Genomic DNA, 19929 nt, shown 5'->3' with positions numbered 1-19929 from the left:
AGGTGTCTCCGTGTGCGACGGGCGCCGCGCGATGCGTGGGTCCGAAGCTGTCGATGTGCTTCGGATTGTAGGAGCGCGCGCATTCGTCTCCAATATTTGAATGCGTTGCCCAAATAATGAGAATCCCGGCGAAATCCACGGCGAGCCCGACATTCCGGCCGCGCCATGCGCACGGGGGCGGAACCCGCCGTTCCGCAGGTTCCGCCCCCGTTTGTTCGCCGCGTGCCGCGCTTACTGCTGGCTCGTGCTGCTGCGCGCCTGCATGTAGCGCTGTACGTCCGCGAACGACACGCGGCCGCTACCGGCGGCATCCATCTGCCGGAAATGGTTCGCGACATAGCCGAGGCCGGCCGCGCGCGCCTGCGCCTCGGTGATCGACCCCGTGTTCTGCGTGTCGCCCGCGCTGAACTGCCGCGCGAGCTTGCGCACCACCTGCGCGTGCAGCGCGGCGCCGGTCGTCTGCGTGCCGGCGGTCGCGTGGCGCGCGGCCGGCGGCACGTACGGGTCGCCGAGCTGCGCCTGGCGCGCGCGCGCCGGTGCGGCGGCGTCGCTCGCCTGCGCGAATGCGGAGAGGGGTGTTGCGGCGCCGGCGCATGCGAGCGCCGCGGCAACGACGATGAAACGATTCTTCATGTCAGGCTCCAGTCTGGAATGAGGTCGTCGACGGCCGGCGAGCAGCGCCCACCCGGGGCGCCTGTCGCCGGCCTCACGCATCGCATCAGTGCGCGGCCGCGCCGTAGAAGGTCACGAGATCGGCTTTCTCCTGCGGACGCGACGTATCGTCGAGATAGACCATGTGCCCGCCCTGATAGTCCTTGATCGTCAGGTTCGGTTGCGTGCCGAGCCGCGCGAGGTCGAGCTCGGTCTGGTAGAACGGCGTCGCGATGTCGTGATACCCGTTCAGCGACAGCACCTTCAACTGCGGATTCAGCGTCAGCGCCGCGGCCAGATCGGGAATCGTGTCGGGCATCGCGAGGCCGTCGTGCGTCCAGTCCCACGTGTTGATCGCATTGCTGCTCACCGAGTAGGCCGACTGCGCGGTGTACTTCAGCTCGTTCGGCAGGTAGCTGCCGATCGTGTCGGTGAACGGCTTCGTGATGAACGAGCTGGACGGATCGCCGTCGGCCGCGAGCGGGCTCGACACGGGCACGTTCACGCGTGCGTCGTAGCGGCCGATCAGCGTGCCCGGAATCAGCGACAGCTGGAAGCTGTTGTCGAAGAAGGTCGGGACCACGTTGAAGTCGGCATTCCACAACGCCTGCTTCACGCCGGTCGAATTCGCCATCGTCGTAACGAGATTCGGCGGCGGCGGCGTGTGGCTCGCGAGGTACGCGTTCACGGCCGGCGCGTAGCTGCCGGCCGTCAGCAGGCGCATCTGGTCCGCATACTGCGGCAGGTTCGACGGGTTCGGATTGTCGAGCTGATAGTACGCGCCGACCGTGCCGTACGACGGCACGAAGCCCGCGCAGCTCACCGGGCTCGCGCCCCTGTTCGAGTTGCCGACATAGTCGCTCGCCATGTCGCAGTTGGTGTTGTAGTTCAGGATCGACGACTGCAGCACGATGCCGTCGAGCTTCACGCCGGCCGTCTCGAGCAGGTTCGCGAGCACGTCGGTGCGCGGCGTGCCGTACGACTCGCCGAACAGGTACTTCGGCGAAGCGCTGCGCTGGTTCACGCTCAGGTAGCGCGTCACGAAATCGCGGAACGCGCCGGCGTCCTGGTCGACGCCCCAGAACGTCTGGTTCGTGTTCGGCGCGACCGCTTCCGAGAAGCCGGTGCCGATCGCATCGACGAACACGAGGTCGGTCGTGTCGAGCAGGGTTTCCTGGTTGTCGACGAACGGGAACGTCGACGTGTTCGCGTTCGGGTCGCCGGTCTGGATCCGGCGCGGGCCGAACGAGCCGAGGTGCAGCCACACCGACGCCGAGCCGGGGCCGCCGTTGTACAGGAACGTGACGGGCCGCTTCGCCGCGGGCTGGTTGTCGGCCGTGTAGGCGACGTAGAAGAACGATGCTTCGGGCGCGCCCGTCTGCGGATTGCGGGCGACGAGGTGGCCGGCGGTGGCCGTGTACCGGATCGTCTTGCCGTTCAGCGTGATCTGATGGTGCGTGACGGCGGCCTTCTCGACCGCGGCGGACGCGTCGAGCGACGCGTTTGCACTCGACGAATAACTGTTCGGATCGTTGTACGCGCGGTCGACCTGACCGGCGGGATCGGCTGAATTCGCGACGCTCGCGGCAGACGACGACGTCACGTCGTCGTTGCAGGCCGTCAGAATCAGCGAAGAACACACCACCCCCAACAACAGCTTCGCTTTGCTCGCTGGCATCGTTGCGTTCCTTCTCTCGGATGTTTTTTGTGTCGAGCGGCCAGATAAGCCCCCCCCCGCCTCGATTGCGGCCGATAAGCCGAGGCGCTGGCCAATATACGCGAGCCCGTCAGCTTTGAAAAATTTTGAAATATTTGGCGCGCAAGCGGTGCAGCGCACACCTTTCAGGAATGCTTCGATTCGCGAAACGTTGCATTTCACAGCGCTTTCAGCGACTTTCGCGTTTACCCGCGGCGGCTAAAAAAGCACGGATTTCGTGCGACGCCGGTCAACAAAATCGCGCACTTATCGGTATTGCTCAGTAAAGCGAAATAGACGGATTCGTCTAAAGGATGTGGCCCGAAATGGCGGCGACACGGATGCGCTGCAGCGCACCAATCGCGCGTCGACGACGGAATGGACAACGCAGCAGCGCGGGCGCGCCGCTCACTCCGATTGCGGCAGCTCGGCCGCGCCCATCCGGCGCGCGATGACCGCCGCGCGCTGCGCCTGATAGGCCGAGCCGCGATGCGCATCGAACCAGCGCGGCTTCGGCAGCATCACCGCGAGACGCGCGGACTGCCACGCGCCGAGCCGGCTCGCGGGAATCTTGTAGTAATAGCGCGCGGCCGCTTCGGCGCCGTACACGCCGCGCCCCCATTCGACCGAATTCAGGTAGATCTCGAAGATGCGCTCCTTGTCGAGCACCGTTTCGAGCATCCACGTGATGATCAGCTCCTGGCCCTTGCGGATGTAGCTCTTCTCGCGCGACAGGAACAGGTTGCGTGCGAGCTGCTGCGTGATCGTCGAGCCGCCCGCGACGATCCTGCCGCGCGCCTTGTTCTTCTCCCACGCCTGCAGGATCGCGTCGACGTCGTAGCCGTTGTTGGTCGCGAAGGTCGAATCTTCGGACGCGATCAGCGCCCGCTTCAGGTTGCGCGAGATCTGGTCGTACGGCACCCATTGGTGCCGGATCTGCGCGGGCGGCGTGTCGCGCGACAGCCACCACGCGTCGGTGCGCATGAAGGCGGTCGAGCCCGGATTCACGAACGACCACAGCGCGATCTGCGCGAGATAGAACAATTGCGTCGCGAGCCACGCGCCCGCGAACACCGATCCCGCGTAGACGGCCCAGCGAGCGAGGCTCACGGTCCGCGTGCGCTGCGTGCCGCTCACCGCCACCACGTGCCGCGCTCCGTTCAGCTCGCCGCGAGCGCCTGGCGCAGCGCGGCCAGCACCGGCGCGCCGTCCGGCCGCACGCCGCGCCAGATGAAGAACGATTCGGCCGCCTGCTCGACCAGCATCCCGAGGCCGTCGGCCGTGCGCGCGCCGAGCGACGCCGCGTGCTGCATGAACACGGTCGGCTGCGCGCCGTACATCATGTCGTACGCGAGCGTGCCGGCACCGAACGCCGCGGGGTCGCATTCCGGCAGCGCGGCGTCGAGGCTGCCGGCCGTCGCATTGATCACCACGTCGTACGGCTCGGCCCGTACGACGCCGGGGCCACCGCCCGCGAGCGTGCAGCCCGCGTCGTGCGCGGCCTGCATGAACTGGCCGACGAGCGCTTCGGCCTTGCTCGCGGTGCGGTTCACGATTCCGATCGACAGCGGTGCGCGATCGAGCAGCGGCAGCACGACGCCGCGCGCGGCGCCGCCCGCGCCGAGCAGCAGGATGCGCGCGCCGGCGAGCGACACGCCGAGATTCGCCTCGATGTCGCGCACGAGGCCGACGCCGTCGGTGTTGTCGCCGTGGAGGCGGCCGTCGGCGTCGATGCGCAGCGTGTTCACCGCGCCTGCTGCCGCCGCGCGCGCCGACAGCCTGTCGGCGAGCGCATGCGCGTCCAGCTTGAACGGCACCGTCACGTTCGCGCCGCGCCCGCCTTCGGCGACGAACGCGCGCACGGCTGCCTCGAACCCGTCGATCGGCGCGAGCCGGTGCGTGTATTCGATCGGCTCGCCGGTCTGCGCGGCGAATTGCGCGTGGATGAACGGCGACTTGCTGTGCGCCACCGGGTTGCCGAACACGACATAGCGGTCGGCGCCGCTCGTCGACGCAGCTGCGCTCATGATGCGCGCCCCTCTTCGCCGTCGTTGCCGCTCGCGGCTTCGCCGCCGTCGGCCGCCGCGCCGTCTGCCTCGGCCAGCGCTTCGGCCTCGGTTTCCGCCGACGCGTCTTCCGCGTCGACCAGCGTGTCGTCGCCGCCTTCGGCGTCGTCCTCTTCGTCGGCCGCGTCGCCGCTCGTCACGGTCGGCGCGTCGAGCACGTTCAAGAGGCGCACCGACGCCTCGATCGTCAGCTCGTCGAGCGACATCACGTCGAGCAGCACGCGCGTGCCGCGCGCATGCACGCCGAGCCCCGGCACGTGCAGCAGCAGCGGGATTTCCTCGAGGCGCACGAGATCGCCCTTCACGACGCTCGCGACCACCTGCTTCTTCTGTTCCTGCGCGAGCCAGCGCAGGCACCAGAAGTACTCCATCCGGCGCTGGTAGTCGGCGTAGGCCGTATACGTATCGTCGAAGCCCTGCACGACCGCGTAGAGATCGGCGTCCTTCGGCTTGAACGGCGCGGCGAGCTTCGCGGTGACGCCGTGCTGCACGCACGCGAGCAGTTGCCACTGGTTCACGAGGTCGACGTAGCGGCGCAGCGGCGACGTGCTCCACGCGTACTGCGCGACGCCGAGGCCTTCGTGCGGCGCGGCCGTCGTCTGCATCCGCGTGCGCTTCGGGCCCGGCGCGCCGAAGCCGCGCTGCGAGCGGTAGATGCCCGGCACCGTGTGGTCGTGCAGGAACGCGCCCCAGGTCGAGTTCGCGAGGATCGCGAGCTCCGACACGATCAGGTCCAGCGGCGAGCCGCGGCGGCGCGGCGTGATCGTCACGTGCTCGCCTTCGACGTAGAAGTTGTAGTCGGTGTTGCGCTGCACCTCGCGCTTCAGGCCGTAGCCCGCGCGCGCGACCTGGCGCTTCTCGAACAGCGCCTGCGCGAGCGGCCACAGCACGGCGATGTCGTCCTTGTGCGGGTAGTCGCCGGTGCCGGCCGCGAGCGTCTCTTCGTTGACGAGCTCGTCGAGCGTGTTGTGGCGCAGGTTGCTCTTCACGAACACGAGCTCGGCGCGCGTCTCGCTTGCGACGATGTCCTGCGTGTCGCGGTTGACGATGATGTACAGCGACAGCGCCGGGCGGTAATCGCCCTCTTTCAGCGTGAACACGTCGACGACGTCGTCCGGCAGCATCGTGATCTTGTCGCCCGGCATGTAGACGGTCGACAGGCGCGCGCGCGCGATCGCGTCGACCGCGTCGCCGCGCACGATGCCGAGCGCCGGCGCCGCGATGTGCACGCCGATCCGCACGCGGCCGTCGGCCAGGTGCTCGACCGAGAACGCGTCGTCGATTTCGGTGGTCGTGATGTCGTCGATCGAGAACGCCTCGACGTCCGCGCGCGGCAGATCGTCCGGCAGCGGGCCGACCGTGACGGGCGGAAAGCCCGTGCCGTGCGGGAAAAATTCCGCAAGAAAGCGCGCTTCGTGCAGCGCACGCGGCGACTCGATGCCGCCGCAGTCGAGCATCAGCCGCGCCGGCGACACGCCGCGCGCGCCGGCCGCCGCTTCCATCGCCTTGTATTCGATCGAATTCTTGTCCGGCCGCGTGAGCAGCCCGAGCACCTTGCCCGCGAACGCTTCCGGCAGCTTGCCGGCCTTCAGCTCCTCTTCATACTGCGCCTGCACCAGCGCCTGCTGGCGCTTGCGCTCGAGCGACGCGAGCGCCATCTTGAGCTGCTCTTCCGGCGCGCGCTGGTACTGGCCGCGCCCCTTGCGACGGAAGTAGACGGGCGAGCCGTGCAGCCGCAGCACCAGCGCCGCGCGCTCGACCGGGCCGTACGTCGCGCCGAAGTACTCGGCGGCCAGCGCCGTGTACGCGAACTCGTCGGCCGGCGCGCATTCCCACAGGAAGTCCAGATCGATCTGCTGCGCGGCCGTGTCGGCCTCCTGCATCAGTTCGCCCGCGGCCGGCTTGTCGAATTCGATCAGCACGTCTTTCGCGCGCACCTTCGCACGCCGCCCGCCGGGCAACTCGACCTGAAATGCGTCGCCCTGGCGCGACAGCACGCTGCCCGCCTTGAAACTGCCCGATTCCTCGAAGAAAACGTTCACTCAGTACTCTCGTTCAGACTGCCGGGCGCCGCGTCGGCGGCGCCGCATGATGATGGGGATTCGATCGGCACGCGGCCGGTTAAGACGTCTTTCCGTCGCAAAACGCGAGAACGTCGTCGACATAGTCGGCAAATTCGCTGATCCCGTGATCGCTGCCGTCGATCACGCGGGTTTTCGCGCCCGGGTAATGGGCCAGCATCTCGCGGTAATCGAGCACTTCGTCGCCGGTCGCCGCGAACAAATAGTAGCGGTCGGCGCGCGTGATCGCCGGCACGCGCAGCGCGTCGAGTTCGTGCAGATGCCGGCGCTCGACGACGATCGTGCCGCCGCCGTGCCACAGCGGCTGTTCGCCCAGATGCTGCTCGAGATCGCGCTGCGGCACGATCGCCGGATTCAGCAGCACGGCCTTCCAGCCGTGCTTTTCGGCGAGCCATGTCGCGTAATAACCGCCGAGCGAGCTGCCGATCACGGTGACGTCGCGGGCACCCGCGACCTCGGCTTCCGCGACGGCGATCGCCTCGAGCGGCGACACCGACAGCGACGGGCACCGCCACTCGCCGGTGCGGCCGAGTTCGGCCATGCGTGCGGCGAGCAGCCGCGACTTCTGCGATTCCGGCGACGACCGGAAGCCGTGCAGATACAGGATCACGTGCGGCTCCCGAGCGCATCGAGCAGCTTCTGGTGCACGCCGCCGAAGCCGCCGTTGCTCATGACGAGCACGTGGTCGCCCGGACGCGCGGCCTCGACCACCGCCTTCACCAGCAGATGCAGATCGTCGAATGCGCGCGCGCGGTCGCCGAGCGGCGCAAGCGCTTCGGCGAGATTCCAGCCGAGCGCGTCGCGCCCGGTCGGCGCGCCGTAGCCGAACACGAGATCGGCATCGGCGAGGCTCGCCGGCAATTGCGACTTCATCACGCCGAGCTTCATCGTGTTCGAGCGCGGCTCGAGCACGGCGAGGATGCGGGCATTCTGGCGGCCGATGCGCGCACGAAGGCCGGCGATCGTGGTGTCGATCGCGGTCGGATGGTGCGCGAAATCGTCATAGACGGTCACGCCGTCGACGCTGCCGCGCACTTCCATGCGGCGCTTCACGTTGCGGAACGATGCGAGCGAAACGGCCGCCTGCGCGGGCGGCACGCCGACGTGGCGCGCGGCGGCGATCGCCGCGAGCGCGTTCATCCGGTTGTGGTCGCCCTGCACCTGCCACGCGACTTCGCCGACGCGCTCGGCGTGCGAATACACCGCGAAGCGTTCGTCGACCGGCACGCCGTCCTCGGCCGGCAGCGCCTGCCAGCCGCCGTCGACGCCGAAACGCTCGACCTCGCTCCAGCAGCCGCGCGCCAGCACGCGCTCGAGCGCATCCGAGCGGCCGTTCGTGACGATCCGGCCGACCCCGGGCACGGTGCGCACCAGATGATGGAATTGCGTCTCGATCGCGGCGAGATCGGGGAAGATGTCGGCGTGATCGAATTCGAGGTTGTTCAGTACCGCGGTACGCGGCCGGTAGTGGACGAACTTCGAGCGCTTGTCGAAGAATGCCGTGTCGTACTCGTCGGCCTCGATCACGAAGAAGCTCGAATCGGTGAGCCGCGCGGACACGCCGAAGTTCAGCGGCACGCCGCCGATCAGGAAGCCCGGGTTGAGCCCGGCGTCCTCCAGCAGCCACGCGAGCATCGACGACGTGGTCGTCTTGCCGTGCGTGCCCGCGACCGCGAGCACCCATTTGCCGGCCAGCACGTGCTCGCCGAGCCACTGCGGGCCCGACACGTACGGCAGGCCGCGATCGAGGATCGCCTCCATCAGCGGGTTGCCGCGCGTGACGACGTTGCCGATCACGAACAGGTCCGGTTTCAGGTCGATCTGCTCGGCGCCGTAGCCCTCGATCAGCGTGATGCCCTGCGCCTCGAGCTGCGTGCTCATCGGCGGATAGACGCCCGCGTCGCAACCCGTCACCGTGTGGCCCGCCTCGCGTGCGAGTACGGCGAGACCGCCCATGAAGGTGCCGCAGATGCCAAGAATATGGATGTGCATAGATGAATGCTTTCGCGCCGCCGGGCGCCGTCGATTCGGAAAGGATGCGTGTGCGTCGCGCCGGACGGGCCGTGCGGCCGGCGCCCGGCCCACGACTTTGCCGCGACACAAAGGACACTATTGTAACTGACGGCCTGCGATGCCCGGCGACCCGAACGATGCGCGCGAACGGCGCCGGCGCCCTCGGGCGGCGGGCCGCCGCACCCGTGCTCGGGCGCCGCGACGATCGAGTATGATTGCCGGATCATGTCTCGCAAACCTCTTGTCGATCCGCGGCGCGTCCGCGAGGAAATCGCCCAGTCCGCCGCCCGCCTGATCGCGGAGGACGGCCTGGACTACGCCGGCGCAAAACGCAAGGCCGCGCGCCAGTTGCTGGGCGATTCGCGCGTTGCCGGCGAATGGCTGCCGGATAACGACCAGATCGAGGAAGAATTGCGCGAGTACCTCGCGCTGTTCCAGAGCGACACGCAGCCGGACGAACTGCGCCGCCTGCGCGAGATCGCGCTCGACTGGATGCGCCGGCTCGCCGAGTTCCATCCTTATGTGACGGGCGCCGTGCTGAACGGCACCGCGAACGCGCATTCGGATATCCATTTGCAGGCATTCACCGACAACCCGAAGGACGTCGCGATCTACCTGCTGAACCAGAACGTCCAGTACGACGTATCCGAGACGCGGCATTTCGCGGGCCGCGGCGACGTCGAGACGCTCAGTTTCCTGTGGCGCCCGCGGCGCGACGTGGATGCGATCGGCATCCATCTCGCGCTGTATGCGAGCGACGACCTGCGCGGCGCGGTGAAGGCCGACGCGCGCGGCCGCGTCGCCCGCGCGGACGCCGCCGCGCTGCGCGCGCTCGTCGCGGCAGGCCAGGCCCCTTCCGAACCGGAATGATTCAACGATGATGATGAAACGCATGTTGGCGCTCGCGGTGGTCGCGGCCGCCGCCGTCGCCGGCGGAGTCGCCGCCGGTCACTGGTTCCGCGGCACGGTCGACGACGGTGTCGCCGTCGCCGCGCCGACCGCCCACGGCAATCCGGTCGAGCAGCTGTGGGCGTCGTCGCTCACCGGCGTCGACGGCAAGCCGGCGACGCTGACCGCCTTCAAGGGCCAGAAGGTCGTCGTCAATTTCTGGGCGTCGTGGTGCGGCCCGTGCGTCGAGGAGATGCCCGAGCTGGTCGCGCTGTCGCACCAGTACAAGCAGAAAGGCATCCGTTTCGTCGGGATCGGCGTCGATTCCGAGCAGAACGTGAAGAACTTCCTGCAGAAGGTGAAGGTCGACTATCCGGTGTTCGTCAGCGGCTACGCGGGCGCCGATCTGGCCCGTAATTTCGGGAATACCGCCGGCGCGCTGCCGTTTACCGTCGTCATCGACGAAACCGGCAAGATCCGCGAGACAAAATTAGGACAAATCCAGCCGGCCGAGCTGAAAAAGACGCTCGACGCGCTGTAATCGGCCCGGACAGCGGCCCGCGCGTTGCCGGCGATTTGCAGGTCGATCGCCGCAATTTCGCGGGAATTCGCCGATACTTTGCGTTCGCACCGGTAATTCTTGCAGGTCCGACGCGTCTGGCCGTTCGGCAAAACTAGACAAATTTCTCTAAATAGCGCTAAAGTTCGCGCAATTCCGCAGAAATAGAAGCGACCATGACACGATTGCTGGTGTTGCACGGCCCCAACCTGAACCTTCTCGGCACCCGGGAACCGGAGGTGTACGGCCGCGTCACGCTCGCGCAGATCGATCAGGCGCTTGCCGCGCGCGCCCGGGAAGCCGGCGCCGAACTGTCGTCGTTCCAGAGCAACCATGAAGGCGCGCTGGTCGACCGCATCCAGGCCGCGCGGGAGGAACAGACCGATTTCATCCTGATCAATCCGGCCGCGTATACGCACACGAGCGTTGCGATCCGGGACGCGATCGCCGGTGTTGGCATCCCGTTCGTCGAGGTTCACCTGTCGAACGTGCATCGCCGCGAAGCGTTCAGGCACCACTCCTACTTTTCCGACCAGGCCGAAGGCGTGATCTGCGGGCTCGGCTGGAAAGGTTATCTGTACGCGCTCGAGTACGCGCTGGACAAGCTGCAAGGCACGTCGCGCGGCTGATTTCGCGATCTAGATTCAGCGCCGGCCCCTAACCGGCGCTTTCACGTATTGAAAGGGGAATTCCCGATGGATCTTCGTAAGCTGAAAACTCTGATCGACCTCGTTTCCGAATCCGGCATCTCCGAGCTGGAAGTGACGGAAGGCGAAGGCAAGGTGCGTATCGTCAAGAACGCGCCGCCGGTCTACGTGCAGCCGACGGCTGGGTATGCCCCGCAAGTCAGCGCGCCCGCTCCGTCGGTCGCGCTGCCGACCGAAGGCGCTGCCGCGCCGGCCGCCGGCGCCGCCGCCGCACCGGCCGCTCCGCAGGGCCACGTCGTGACGTCGCCGATGGTCGGCACGTTCTATCGCGCGCCGTCGCCGGGCGCCGACCCGTTCGTGCAGGCCGGCGACACGGTCAAGGAAGGCCAGACGATCTGCATCATCGAAGCGATGAAGCTGCTCAACGAGATCGAGTCGGACAAGGCCGGCGTGATCAAGGAAATCCTCGTCGAGAACGGCCAGGCCGTCGAATACGGCCAGCCGCTTTTCGTGATCGGCTAAGTCCGCCGCGCGGCCCTGCCCGGCCGCGCGCCGCCGATGCTCGCCAGGCGCCGTTCGCGCGCCCCTCGAAGAGACGAATACTCGCTATGTTTGAAAAAATCCTCATTGCCAACCGCGGTGAAATCGCGCTGCGCATCCAGCGCGCGTGCCGCGAACTCGGCGTCAAGACGGTGGTCGTCTACTCGGAAGCCGACAAGGAAGCCAAGTACGTGCGCCTCGCGGACGAAGCCGTCTGTATCGGCCCGGCCCCGTCGAACCTGAGCTACCTGAACATGCCGGCGCTGATCAGCGCCGCGGAAGTCACCGATGCCGAGGCGATCCACCCCGGCTACGGCTTCCTGTCGGAGAACGCCGATTTCGCGGAGCGCGTCGAGCAGTCGGGCTTCACGTTCATCGGCCCGCGCCCGGAAACGATCCGCATGATGGGTGACAAGGTCACCGCGAAGCAGACGATGATCAAGACCGGCGTGCCGTGCGTGCCGGGTTCGGAAGGCGCGTTGCCGGACGATCCGAAGGAGATCGTCAAGATTGCGCGCACGATCGGCTATCCGGTCATCATCAAGGCGGCCGGCGGCGGCGGCGGGCGCGGGATGCGCGTCGTGCACACCGAAGCCGCGCTCGTCAACGCGGTCAACATGACCCGCGAGGAAGCCGGCCGTGCGTTCGGCAACCCGCAGGTGTACATGGAGAAGTTCCTCGAGAACCCGCGCCACATCGAGATCCAGGTGCTGTCGGACGCGTACAAGAACGCGATCTGGCTCGGCGAGCGCGACTGCTCGATGCAGCGCCGCCACCAGAAGGTGATCGAGGAAGCGCCGGCGCCGGGCATTCCGCGCCGCCTGATCGACCGTATCGGCGACCGCTGCGCGGACGCGTGCAAGAAGATGGGCTACCTCGGTGCGGGCACGTTCGAATTCCTGTACGAAAACGGCGAGTTCTACTTCATCGAGATGAACACGCGCGTGCAGGTCGAGCACCCGGTATCGGAGCTGATCACGGGCGTCGACATCGTGCAGGAACAGATCCGCATCGCGGCCGGCGAGAAGCTCACGCTGCGCCAGCGCGACATCCAGTTCCGCGGACACGCGATCGAATGCCGGATCAACGCCGAAGATCCGTTCAAGTTCACGCCGTCGCCGGGCCGGATCACGTCGTGGCATACGCCGGGCGGCCCGGGCGTGCGCGTCGATTCGCACGCCTACAATGGCTATTTCGTGCCGCCGAACTATGATTCGATGATCGGCAAGCTGATCACCTACGGCGCGACGCGCGAACAGGCGATCCGCCGGATGCGCATCGCGCTGTCGGAAATGGTCGTCGAAGGCATCCAGACCAACATCCCGCTGCACCGCGAGCTGATGATCGACTCGAAGTTCGTCGAAGGCGGCACCAGCATCCATTACCTCGAAAACCGGCTCGCGCAGAAGCAGCAGGTCGCACCGGAAGAAGCGTAAGCATGAGTTATCGCGAACTCGTCGTCGAACTGGCCCGCGAGCATGCGGAGGCCCTGTCCGACGCGCTGCTCGATCTCGGCGCGCTGTCGGTGTCCGTCGAAGACGCCGACGCCGACACGCCCGACGAACAGCCGCTCTTCGGCGAGCCGGGCCTGGTGCCCGATCGCACCGCGTGGCAGCACTCGCGCGTGGTCGCGCTGCTGTCGGCCGACCATGAGCCAGCCGTGCTGCTCGCGGCGGCCGCGAACGAGATCGGCCTCGCCGAAACGCCGAAGTTCGTCGTGCGCGAAGTCGAGGAGCAGGACTGGGTGCGGCTCACGCAGTCGCAGTTCGAGCCGATCCCGATCGGCGAACGGATCTGGGTCGTGCCGTCGTGGCACGATGCGCCCGACCCCGATGCGCTCGTCCTCGAACTCGATCCCGGCCTCGCATTCGGCACCGGCAGCCACCCCACCACCCGTCTGTGCATGGAGTGGCTCGAGCAGTCGGTGAAGCCCGGCCAGTCGGTGCTCGACTACGGCTGCGGCTCGGGCATTCTCGCGATCCTCGCGAAGAAATGCGGGGCGAACCCCGTGGTCGGCATCGACATCGATCCGCAGGCGGTCGAATCGGCGCGCCAGAACAGCGAACGCAACCGTGCGGAGGTCACGTACGGGCTGCCCGATGCATGCCCGGACGGCGAATTCGACATCGTCGTCGCGAACATCCTGTCGAACCCGCTGAAGCTGATGGCATCGATGCTCGCATCGAAGGTCAAGCCGGGCGGGCGCATCGCGCTGTCGGGCGTGCTCGCGCGCCAGGCGGACGAAGTCGCGGCCGTTTATGCGCGCTACGTCGACATCTCGGTCTGGCGCGAACACGAAGGCTGGGTATGCCTTGCCGGAACCCGCCGCGAAAGCCATTAGAATAGCGCTGTCCTTCACTCTGGCCAGCAGGCCGCCCGGCTCGACATGCTTCTTGCGACGCGCTGCCCTCATTGCGAAACCGTCTTCCGGCTGCAGCAGGAACAGCTCGCGCTGCATCAGGGGCTCGTGCGCTGCGGGCATTGCCACGAAGTCTTCAACGCCTCCGAATCGCTCGTTCCCGAGTACGCGCAGCAGCCCGAGCCGGCGTTGACCGAACCGGCTGCCGCGCCGAGCGACAGTGAGGCGCAGCCGCAGGCCGTGCCGGCCCGGCTGTTCGCCGCCGACGCACCGCCTTCCGGCCTGCCGACCGGCACCGACTACAAGCCGGAAGGCTGGGACATGTGGGCGCCGTGGCTCGACGCCGGCGTCGATCCGTCGCTGCAGCACAGCGTCGAGACCGTGCGCACCGAGCCGCTGATACCGGTCGCGCTCCCGTCCACGGAAGCCGGCGTCGTTCATCTGTCGGGTACGCCCGCACCGTTCGCGTCCTCGCCGGCCGAGCTGGATTCGTCGAGTGCCGTCGAGCAACCGGCCGAACCGCATTCGCCGCACACGCGGCACGAACCGCATGAACCCGAAGCGGCCGAGCACGCGCCCGTCGAGCGCGATCCGCGCGAGCCCCGCTTCGTCGCTCGTCCTCCGTCGGAAGCGGACACCGCGGCTGAACCCGCCGAACCTGTCGGTCACGCGCGTTTCGCCGCGCCGGACGACGAACACGCGCCGCGCGAACCGCGTTTTGCGTTCACGCCCGCACCGGCCGTCAGCGAAGCCGAAACCGCATCGGAACCCGATACCTTCGCCCGGCACGACACCAGCCCGACCGCGGCAGCGGCCGATGAACCGGCAGCCCGGCCGGCCGCCCAACCGGCCGTCCAACCGGCCGTCCAACCGGCCGTCCAACCGGCCGTCCCGTTCCCCGCCGCACTGGCCGATGACGATCGTCCACACTTCGCCGTCACGCGCGAGACCCGCGCGCCGCAGCGACGCGGGATGCTCGGCGGCTTTGTCGGCGGCCTCATCGCGGCCGCGCTCGTCGGGCTGCTCGCCGTGCAACTGGCGTGGTGGCAGCGCGAAACGCTGATGATCTACTGGCCCGTCACGCAAGGCTGGTTCCGGCAGGCCTGCACGCCGCTCGGCTGCACGGTCACGCCGCCGCGCGCGATCGACGGCCTGCGGCTCGACGCGACCGACCTGCGCCAGCTCGACGGCCCGCGCGAGCTCGAACTGAAGGTGCCGCTGACGAACCGCTACCGCGTCGCGCTCGCGTACCCGTCGCTCGAACTCACGCTGCTCGACGATACCAATCACGTCACCGTGCGCCGCGTGCTCGCGCCGCGCGACTACGTGCGCCCGGGCACGCCGATCGACGCCGGGCTGCCGCCCGGCACGACGCAGACGATGGTCGTCCGCCTCGAAACGAACGGCACGCCCGCCTCGAATTTCCGCGTCCAGATCTTCTATCCGTGACGCGCCGCGGCGCGCTTGCGCGCCCGTCTCAACCCGCGCGCCCGTGCGGCGCGCTATTTCGGAGCACGAACATGAGCAAAGTTACGCTGGGTGGCAACCCGATCGATCTCGCCGGCACGTTCCCGGCCGTCGGCGCGCAAGCCGCCGATTTCAAGCTGGTCGGCAAGGACCTCGCCGACCTGTCGCTCGCCAGCTTCGCCGGCAAGCGCAAGGTGCTGAACATCGTGCCGAGCCTCGACACGCCGACCTGCGCGACGTCGACCCGCAAGTTCAACGAAGCCGCGTCGTCGCTCGACAACACCGTGGTGATCGTCGTGTCCGCCGACCTGCCGTTCGCCGCCACGCGCTTCTGCACGACCGAAGGCCTCGCGAACGTCGTGACGGCATCGACGTTCCGCACCGGCCGCGCGTTCGCGAACGCGTACGGCGTCGACGTGACGAGCGGCCCGCTGAACGGCCTGACCGCACGCGCGGTGGTCGTGCTCGACGCGCAGGACAAGGTGATCCACGCGGAACTCGTCGGCGAAATCAAGGACGAGCCGAACTACGATGCAGCGCTCGCCGCACTGAAGTAAGCTTTCTTCCGCTTTCCCCTGCCGCGCCGCGCCCTTCGCGCGGCGTTGTCGCGCAGGGCCCCTCATTTCTACAGGAACGCACACCTTGGCTACGCTGATTTGCGGCTCGATCGCCTACGACTCCATCATGACCTTCGAAGGGCGGTTCCGCGAGCACATCCTGCCCGACCAGGTGCACCTCATCAACCTGAGCTTCCTCGTGCCGACGATGCGCCGCGAATTCGGCGGCTGCGCGGGCAACATCGGGTACGCGCTGCACCTGCTCGGCGGCGATGCGCGCATCATGGGCACGATGGGCGCGCTGGATGCGCAGCCGTATCTCGACCGGCTCGACCAGCTCGGCCTGCGCCGCGACCACGTTCGCGTGCTGCCCGATACGTACACCGCGCAGGCGATGATCACGACCGATCTCGACAACAACCAGATCGCGGCGTTCCACCCGGGCGCGATGATGCAGTCGCACCTGAACCATGCGGGCGACGCGCCGGACATCAAGCTGGCGATCGTCGGCCCGGACGGCTTCGACGGGATGGTCCAGCACGTGGAAGAGCTCGCCAAGGCCGGGGTGCCGTTCGTGTTCGATCCGGGCCAGGGTCTGCCGCTGTTCGACGGTGCGACGCTGCGCCGCAGCATTGAACTTGCGACCTATGTCGCGGTCAACGACTACGAGGCCAAGCTGGTGAGCGACAAGACGGGATGGTCCGAAGATGAAATCGCCAGCCGGGTCGACGCCCTCGTCATCACGCGCGGCGAGCACGGCGCGACCATCCGCCACAAGCAGGGCGCGGAGCAGATTCCGGTCGTACCGGCCGAGCGCATCGCCGATCCGACCGGTTGCGGCGACGCCTTCCGGGGCGGCCTGCTGTACGGCATCGAGCATGGCCTCGACTGGGCAACCACCGGCCGCCTCGCGAGCCTGATGGGCTCGCTCAAGATCGCCCATCAAGGGCCCCAGACTTACGTACTGACGCGCGCCGAAATCGACGCACGCTTCGAGACTGCATTCGGTTACAGTCTCAAATGAATATTGTGGGAGAGCAAAGATGTTGACGAAAAAAACCCTCACGCTCGCGGCCATGCTGACGGCCACGCTGACCCTCGCCGGCTGCTTCACGGCACCCGGCTCGGCGGATGTCTATAGCGTCGGCCAGGCGCAGCGCGAACAGACGGTCCGCATGGGCACGGTCGAAAGCGTCCGCGCGGTGCGCATCCAGTCCGACGGCGGCGGCAGCGCGATCGGCACGCTCGGCGGCGGCGCCCTCGGCGCGGTCGCGGGCAGCGCGATCGGCGGCGGCAAAGGCTCGATCCTGACGGCGATCGCCGGCGGCCTCGTCGGTGCGGTCGCGGGTAACGCAGTCGGCGAAAACCTCAGCACCGCGAACGGTGTCGAAATCACCGTGCGCCTCGACAACGGCGATCTGCGCTCGATCACGCAGGCGGCAAGCGGCGAAGCGTTCCGCGCCGGCGAGCGCGTGCGCCTGCTGTCGAGCGGCGGCGTCACGCGCGTCACGCACTAACCGGCATCCTCAGCACGCGGCGCAAGCCGCGGTCGAACGCATGTGCGAAGCCGCACATGCGTTTTTTTTCGTCCGCGCGCCTTTCCACGCACGCGTCGGCCAGCCGATCGATGATTCATACGGACGAAAAAAATCCCGCCACCTGAGCCAGATGGCGGGATTGATTGAGTAGCGCTACTCAACCCACGGACACCACGTGAGTGCCCGGGTGATGCTGCTCAGCCGCGATTACGGACGGCTGCCGGTCGGGAACGGCCATGCCGCTGCCGGGTTGAGCGCGGTCTTCACGCCCGATGCCGGCGCAACCGATGCGGTCGACGCGGTCGTTGCCGGTGCAGCCTTCTTCACGACGGCCTTCTTCGGAGCAGCAGCCTTCTTCGCCGGTGCGGCAGCCTTCTTCGCAGGGGCAGCCTTCTTGGCGGGCGCAGCCTTCTTCGCTGCAGCCTTCTTCGCAGGCGCGGCCTTCTTCGCTGCAGCCTTCTTCGCCGGCGCGGCCTTCTTCGCAGCAGCCTTCTTCGCCGGTGCGGCCTTCTTCGCAGCAGCCTTCTTCGCCGGTGCGGCCTTCTTCGCAGCAACCTTCTTCACTGCGACTTTCTTGGCGGCAACCTTCTTCGCAGCGGCCTTCTTAGCCGGTGCTGCCTTCTTCGCGGCGACCTTCTTGGCTGCAACCTTCTTCGTTGCGACCTTCTTGGCTGCGACCTTCTTCGCAGCGGCCTTCTTCGCCGGTGCTGCCTTCTTCGCGGCAACCTTCTTCACCGCGACCTTCTTCGCAGCAACCTTCTTCACTGCGGCCTTCTTCGCCGGAGCAGCAGCCTTCTTCGCAACGGTCTTCTTGGCAGCAACTTTCTTAGCAGCCGGTTTCTTCTTGGCAGTAGCCATGTTGTTCTCCTTCAGGTTCAGATGAGAGTCAGTTCAAACTACACCCTTCGTCAAAACCCGCTTCCCGCGGACGCTGTTCAGGACGTGCGCTTCGAAGCGGGCTATTCATCGGCGTACGCAGATACCGCGCGCTTACGCTAATGAATACGGTATGGCGCGCGTGACCACCCGGCCTCGCGCGCCAAATCAAGTCGGTAGCCGGCGCACCTCGCGCCGCTACCCCTAATCGCTTGATCAAGCGGACCGCCACATGGCCGTCCGCTTTTTCCGGAGGGAAGTTTGCCCATCCCACTGAAGGGTTCGCAAAGTGCCTGTCGTATCGTTGGGCCGTTAAGGCACCGGGCATGCTTTGCATCAGGCGTTCTTGCTCCTAAACCTTGGGCCGGGGCCGAGAGGCCACCGGCTGCTCCATCATGTAACGGGTTCGCTGCTGCGGGTTATTCCCAGGACAGCGCGCCCCCCGTCTGATACTCGATCACACGCGTCTCGAAGAAGTTGCGTTCCTTCTTCAGGTCGATCATCTCGCTCATCCACGGGAACGGGTTTTCCTCGTTCGGGAACAGCGGATCGAGGCCGATCTGCTGGCAACGGCGGTTGCTGATGAAGCGCAGATAGCTCTTGAACATCGACGCGTTCAAGCCCAGCACGCCGCGCGGCATCGTGTCCTCGGCGTAGCGGTATTCGAGTTCGACAGCCTGCTTGAACAGCTCGCGGATCTCGGCGCGGAATTCCGCGGTCCAGAGATGCGGGTTCTCGAGCTTGATCTGGTTGATCAGGTCGATGCCGAAGTTGCAGTGCATCGACTCGTCGCGCAGGATGTACTGATATTGCTCTGCAGCACCCGTCATCTTGTTCTGGCGGCCGAGTGCGAGGATCTGCGTAAACCCGACATAGAAGAACAGGCCTTCCATGATGCAGGCGAACACGATCAGCGACTTCAGCAGCTTCTGATCCGCCTCGAGCGTGCCGGTCTTGAAGGCCGGGTCCGTCAGCGTATGAATGAACGGGATCAGGAATTCGTCCTTCGCGCGGATCGACGTGACCTCGTGATACGCGTTGAAGATCTCGCCTTCGTCGAGGCCGAGCGATTCGACGATGTATTGGTACGCGTGCGTGTGGATCGCTTCCTCGAACGCCTGGCGCAGCAGGAACTGCCGGCACTCGGGCGCCGTGATGTGGCGGTACGTGCCGAGCACGATGTTGTTCGCGGCGAGCGAGTCGGCCGTCACGAAGAAGCCGAGGTTGCGCTTCACGATGCGGCGCTCGTCCTCGGTCAGACCGTTCGGGTCCTTCCACAGTGCGATGTCGCGGGACATGTTGATTTCCTGCGGCATCCAGTGGTTCGCGCAACCGGCCAGATACTTTTCCCACGCCCACTTGTACTTGAACGGCACCAGCTGATTGACGTCAGTCTGGCCGTTGATGATGCGCTTGTCGGCGACATTGACCCGCGCTTCCGTACCGCCGGCGGGAACAGCCGATGCTTGCGGCGGCACCGCAAGATCGCCTTCGAAAATGTCACGGACCTGATGGGCGGCAGGCGTTGCAGCCTGCATTCCGACAGCCATCCCGGCGGAGGTGCGCATCGCGTTTTGCTGCGCTCCGCTCGCGGGGGTTACGGCAGTCTTCTCGTCATCCCAGTTGAGCATAAATTCTCACCATCAATTTAGAACGGTTTGTACCATCTTTTCCTGAGCGATAAAAGGGTTCGCTCACGAAAAATCCTTTTTTCGATTCGCGTTGCGACCTCGATACAACACTTTGAGCAACGCATCGTCGTTCATGCAGCGCGCGATGTGAGTCGCGCTTGTATCGCGAGGTGCGCTCGACGCATCGAACGCTGATCGAAACGCGACGCCGTCGGGGCTGTTTCGATCGCTTGTCACTGCCTGCAACGCAGGTGTCGCGTTACAGATTCCTTATCATTTTTTTAGTTGAGAGCGGCGCACACTGCAACCTCGATCGGTCGTCGTGTGCGCCGCGCAGGCCTGCTTCTCAGGTCAGGCGCA

20 protein-coding genes are annotated in these 19929 nt (G+C 66.8%); 10 read left to right on the top strand and 10 right to left on the bottom strand.

Going from position 1 to position 19929, the window contains the following annotated elements:
* Window positions 1–231 precede the first annotated feature (231 nt).
* The 7 genes from H0X91_RS26975 to mpl form a co-directional block, all read right to left on the bottom strand.
* Complete coding sequence (locus H0X91_RS26975; RefSeq protein ID WP_196433510.1) at window positions 232–633, bottom strand: EF-hand domain-containing protein; 402 nt, start codon at window positions 631–633, stop codon at window positions 232–234.
* Window positions 634–718: 85 nt separating this feature from the next.
* Window positions 719–2329 (bottom strand): S10 family peptidase, encoded by a 1611-nt coding sequence (locus H0X91_RS26970; RefSeq protein ID WP_006496743.1) that lies wholly within the window; start codon window positions 2327–2329, stop codon window positions 719–721.
* 426 nt (window positions 2330–2755) lie between these two features.
* A complete protein-coding gene (mtgA, locus tag H0X91_RS26965) occupies window positions 2756–3493 on the bottom strand; it encodes a monofunctional biosynthetic peptidoglycan transglycosylase (protein ID WP_006484660.1) in 738 nt (245 codons plus the stop codon).
* Between the two features lie 14 nt (window positions 3494–3507).
* On the bottom strand, window positions 3508–4374 hold the full coding sequence (gene aroE / locus H0X91_RS26960; RefSeq protein ID WP_062911026.1) for a shikimate dehydrogenase: 867 nt from the start codon (window positions 4372–4374) through the stop codon (window positions 3508–3510).
* Window positions 4371–6455: an RNB domain-containing ribonuclease gene (locus H0X91_RS26955; RefSeq protein WP_006496746.1), complete on the bottom strand. Its 2085-nt coding sequence runs from the start codon at window positions 6453–6455 to the stop codon at window positions 4371–4373. The genes aroE and H0X91_RS26955 overlap by 4 nt, the downstream gene beginning before the upstream one ends.
* A 79-nt stretch (window positions 6456–6534) precedes the next feature.
* The gene (locus H0X91_RS26950; protein WP_006489407.1) at window positions 6535–7104 is read right to left on the bottom strand and encodes a YqiA/YcfP family alpha/beta fold hydrolase; all 570 of its coding nucleotides are present in this window, start codon (window positions 7102–7104) and stop codon (window positions 6535–6537) included.
* Entirely contained in the window at window positions 7101–8486 is a 1386-nt protein-coding gene (gene mpl / locus H0X91_RS26945; protein ID WP_006489410.1) for a UDP-N-acetylmuramate:L-alanyl-gamma-D-glutamyl-meso-diaminopimelate ligase, read from the bottom strand. Before mpl ends, H0X91_RS26950 begins: the two co-directional genes overlap by 4 nt.
* Window positions 8487–8732: 246 nt before the next feature.
* Here mpl and H0X91_RS26940 point away from each other — a divergent pair, with 246 nt between their 5' ends.
* From H0X91_RS26940 to H0X91_RS26895, 10 genes are all read left to right on the top strand, one after another.
* Entirely contained in the window at window positions 8733–9377 is a 645-nt protein-coding gene (locus H0X91_RS26940; protein ID WP_034201043.1) for a hypothetical protein, read from the top strand.
* A gap of 7 nt (window positions 9378–9384) precedes the next feature.
* Window positions 9385–9936 (top strand): TlpA family protein disulfide reductase, encoded by a 552-nt coding sequence (locus H0X91_RS26935; protein ID WP_080331128.1) that lies wholly within the window; start codon window positions 9385–9387, stop codon window positions 9934–9936.
* Between the two features lie 194 nt (window positions 9937–10130).
* Window positions 10131–10583 (top strand): type II 3-dehydroquinate dehydratase, encoded by a 453-nt coding sequence (gene aroQ / locus H0X91_RS26930; protein WP_011350880.1) that lies wholly within the window; start codon window positions 10131–10133, stop codon window positions 10581–10583.
* Window positions 10584–10649: 66 nt separating this feature from the next.
* Window positions 10650–11123, top strand: a complete 474-nt coding sequence (gene accB / locus H0X91_RS26925) for an acetyl-CoA carboxylase biotin carboxyl carrier protein (RefSeq protein ID WP_006496751.1) — start codon at window positions 10650–10652, stop codon at window positions 11121–11123.
* Window positions 11124–11209: 86 nt separating this feature from the next.
* A complete protein-coding gene (gene accC, locus H0X91_RS26920; RefSeq protein ID WP_006490723.1) occupies window positions 11210–12577 on the top strand; it encodes an acetyl-CoA carboxylase biotin carboxylase subunit in 1368 nt (455 codons plus the stop codon).
* A gap of 2 nt (window positions 12578–12579) precedes the next feature.
* Window positions 12580–13482, top strand: a complete 903-nt coding sequence (gene prmA, locus H0X91_RS26915; RefSeq protein ID WP_062911028.1) for a 50S ribosomal protein L11 methyltransferase — start codon at window positions 12580–12582, stop codon at window positions 13480–13482.
* 45 nt (window positions 13483–13527) lie between these two features.
* Window positions 13528–14949 (top strand): zinc-ribbon and DUF3426 domain-containing protein, encoded by a 1422-nt coding sequence (locus H0X91_RS26910; protein WP_196433509.1) that lies wholly within the window; start codon window positions 13528–13530, stop codon window positions 14947–14949.
* Window positions 14950–15020: 71 nt separating this feature from the next.
* Complete coding sequence (gene tpx, locus H0X91_RS26905; protein WP_006476975.1) at window positions 15021–15524, top strand: thiol peroxidase; 504 nt, start codon at window positions 15021–15023, stop codon at window positions 15522–15524.
* A gap of 85 nt (window positions 15525–15609) precedes the next feature.
* Window positions 15610–16548, top strand: a complete 939-nt coding sequence (locus H0X91_RS26900; RefSeq protein ID WP_006490717.1) for a carbohydrate kinase family protein — start codon at window positions 15610–15612, stop codon at window positions 16546–16548.
* A 19-nt stretch (window positions 16549–16567) separates the two neighbouring features.
* On the top strand, window positions 16568–17041 hold the full coding sequence (locus H0X91_RS26895) for a glycine zipper 2TM domain-containing protein (RefSeq protein ID WP_006476977.1): 474 nt from the start codon (window positions 16568–16570) through the stop codon (window positions 17039–17041).
* Window positions 17042–17269: 228 nt separating this feature from the next.
* Here the strand turns inward: H0X91_RS26895 and H0X91_RS26890 are convergent, their stop codons facing one another.
* The 3 genes from H0X91_RS26890 to H0X91_RS26880 form a co-directional block, all read right to left on the bottom strand.
* A complete protein-coding gene (locus tag H0X91_RS26890; protein ID WP_006490719.1) occupies window positions 17270–17920 on the bottom strand; it encodes a histone H1-like DNA-binding protein in 651 nt (216 codons plus the stop codon).
* Between the two features lie 28 nt (window positions 17921–17948).
* Complete coding sequence (locus tag H0X91_RS26885) at window positions 17949–18275, bottom strand: hypothetical protein (protein WP_077021886.1); 327 nt, start codon at window positions 18273–18275, stop codon at window positions 17949–17951.
* A gap of 82 nt (window positions 18276–18357) precedes the next feature.
* Window positions 18358–19569: a ribonucleotide-diphosphate reductase subunit beta gene (locus tag H0X91_RS26880; protein WP_006476978.1), complete on the bottom strand. Its 1212-nt coding sequence runs from the start codon at window positions 19567–19569 to the stop codon at window positions 18358–18360.
* Between the last annotated feature and the right edge of the window lie 360 nt (window positions 19570–19929).

Source organism: Burkholderia sp. 9777_1386 (assembly GCF_015712265.1).
Classification (GTDB): Bacteria; Pseudomonadota; Gammaproteobacteria; order Burkholderiales; family Burkholderiaceae; genus Burkholderia; species Burkholderia cenocepacia.
The sequence above is the reverse complement of the archived record's forward strand: the minus strand, read 5'-3'. Positions and strand labels throughout refer to the sequence as shown.

Excerpts from the sequence above, each read along its gene's own strand:
- H0X91_RS26975 (WP_196433510.1), bottom strand. The coding sequence starts at position 633 with ATGAAGAATCGTTTCATCGTCGTTGCCGCGGCGCTCGCATGCGCCGGC.
- H0X91_RS26970 (WP_006496743.1), bottom strand. The coding sequence starts at position 2,329 with ATGCCAGCGAGCAAAGCGAAGCTGTTGTTGGGGGTGGTGTGTTCTTCG.
- aroE (WP_062911026.1), bottom strand. The coding sequence starts at position 4,374 with ATGAGCGCAGCTGCGTCGACGAGCGGCGCCGACCGCTATGTCGTGTTC.
- mpl (WP_006489410.1), bottom strand. The coding sequence starts at position 8,486 with ATGCACATCCATATTCTTGGCATCTGCGGCACCTTCATGGGCGGTCTC.
- H0X91_RS26940 (WP_034201043.1), top strand. The coding sequence starts at position 8,733 with ATGTCTCGCAAACCTCTTGTCGATCCGCGGCGCGTCCGCGAGGAAATC.
- H0X91_RS26935 (WP_080331128.1), top strand. The coding sequence starts at position 9,385 with ATGATGATGAAACGCATGTTGGCGCTCGCGGTGGTCGCGGCCGCCGCC.
- aroQ (WP_011350880.1), top strand. The coding sequence starts at position 10,131 with ATGACACGATTGCTGGTGTTGCACGGCCCCAACCTGAACCTTCTCGGC.
- accB (WP_006496751.1), top strand. The coding sequence starts at position 10,650 with ATGGATCTTCGTAAGCTGAAAACTCTGATCGACCTCGTTTCCGAATCC.
- accC (WP_006490723.1), top strand. The coding sequence starts at position 11,210 with ATGTTTGAAAAAATCCTCATTGCCAACCGCGGTGAAATCGCGCTGCGC.
- prmA (WP_062911028.1), top strand. The coding sequence starts at position 12,580 with ATGAGTTATCGCGAACTCGTCGTCGAACTGGCCCGCGAGCATGCGGAG.
- H0X91_RS26910 (WP_196433509.1), top strand. The coding sequence starts at position 13,528 with ATGCTTCTTGCGACGCGCTGCCCTCATTGCGAAACCGTCTTCCGGCTG.
- tpx (WP_006476975.1), top strand. The coding sequence starts at position 15,021 with ATGAGCAAAGTTACGCTGGGTGGCAACCCGATCGATCTCGCCGGCACG.
- H0X91_RS26895 (WP_006476977.1), top strand. The coding sequence starts at position 16,568 with ATGTTGACGAAAAAAACCCTCACGCTCGCGGCCATGCTGACGGCCACG.
- H0X91_RS26890 (WP_006490719.1), bottom strand. The coding sequence starts at position 17,920 with ATGGCTACTGCCAAGAAGAAACCGGCTGCTAAGAAAGTTGCTGCCAAG.
- H0X91_RS26885 (WP_077021886.1), bottom strand. The coding sequence starts at position 18,275 with ATGCAAAGCATGCCCGGTGCCTTAACGGCCCAACGATACGACAGGCAC.
- H0X91_RS26880 (WP_006476978.1), bottom strand. The coding sequence starts at position 19,569 with ATGCTCAACTGGGATGACGAGAAGACTGCCGTAACCCCCGCGAGCGGA.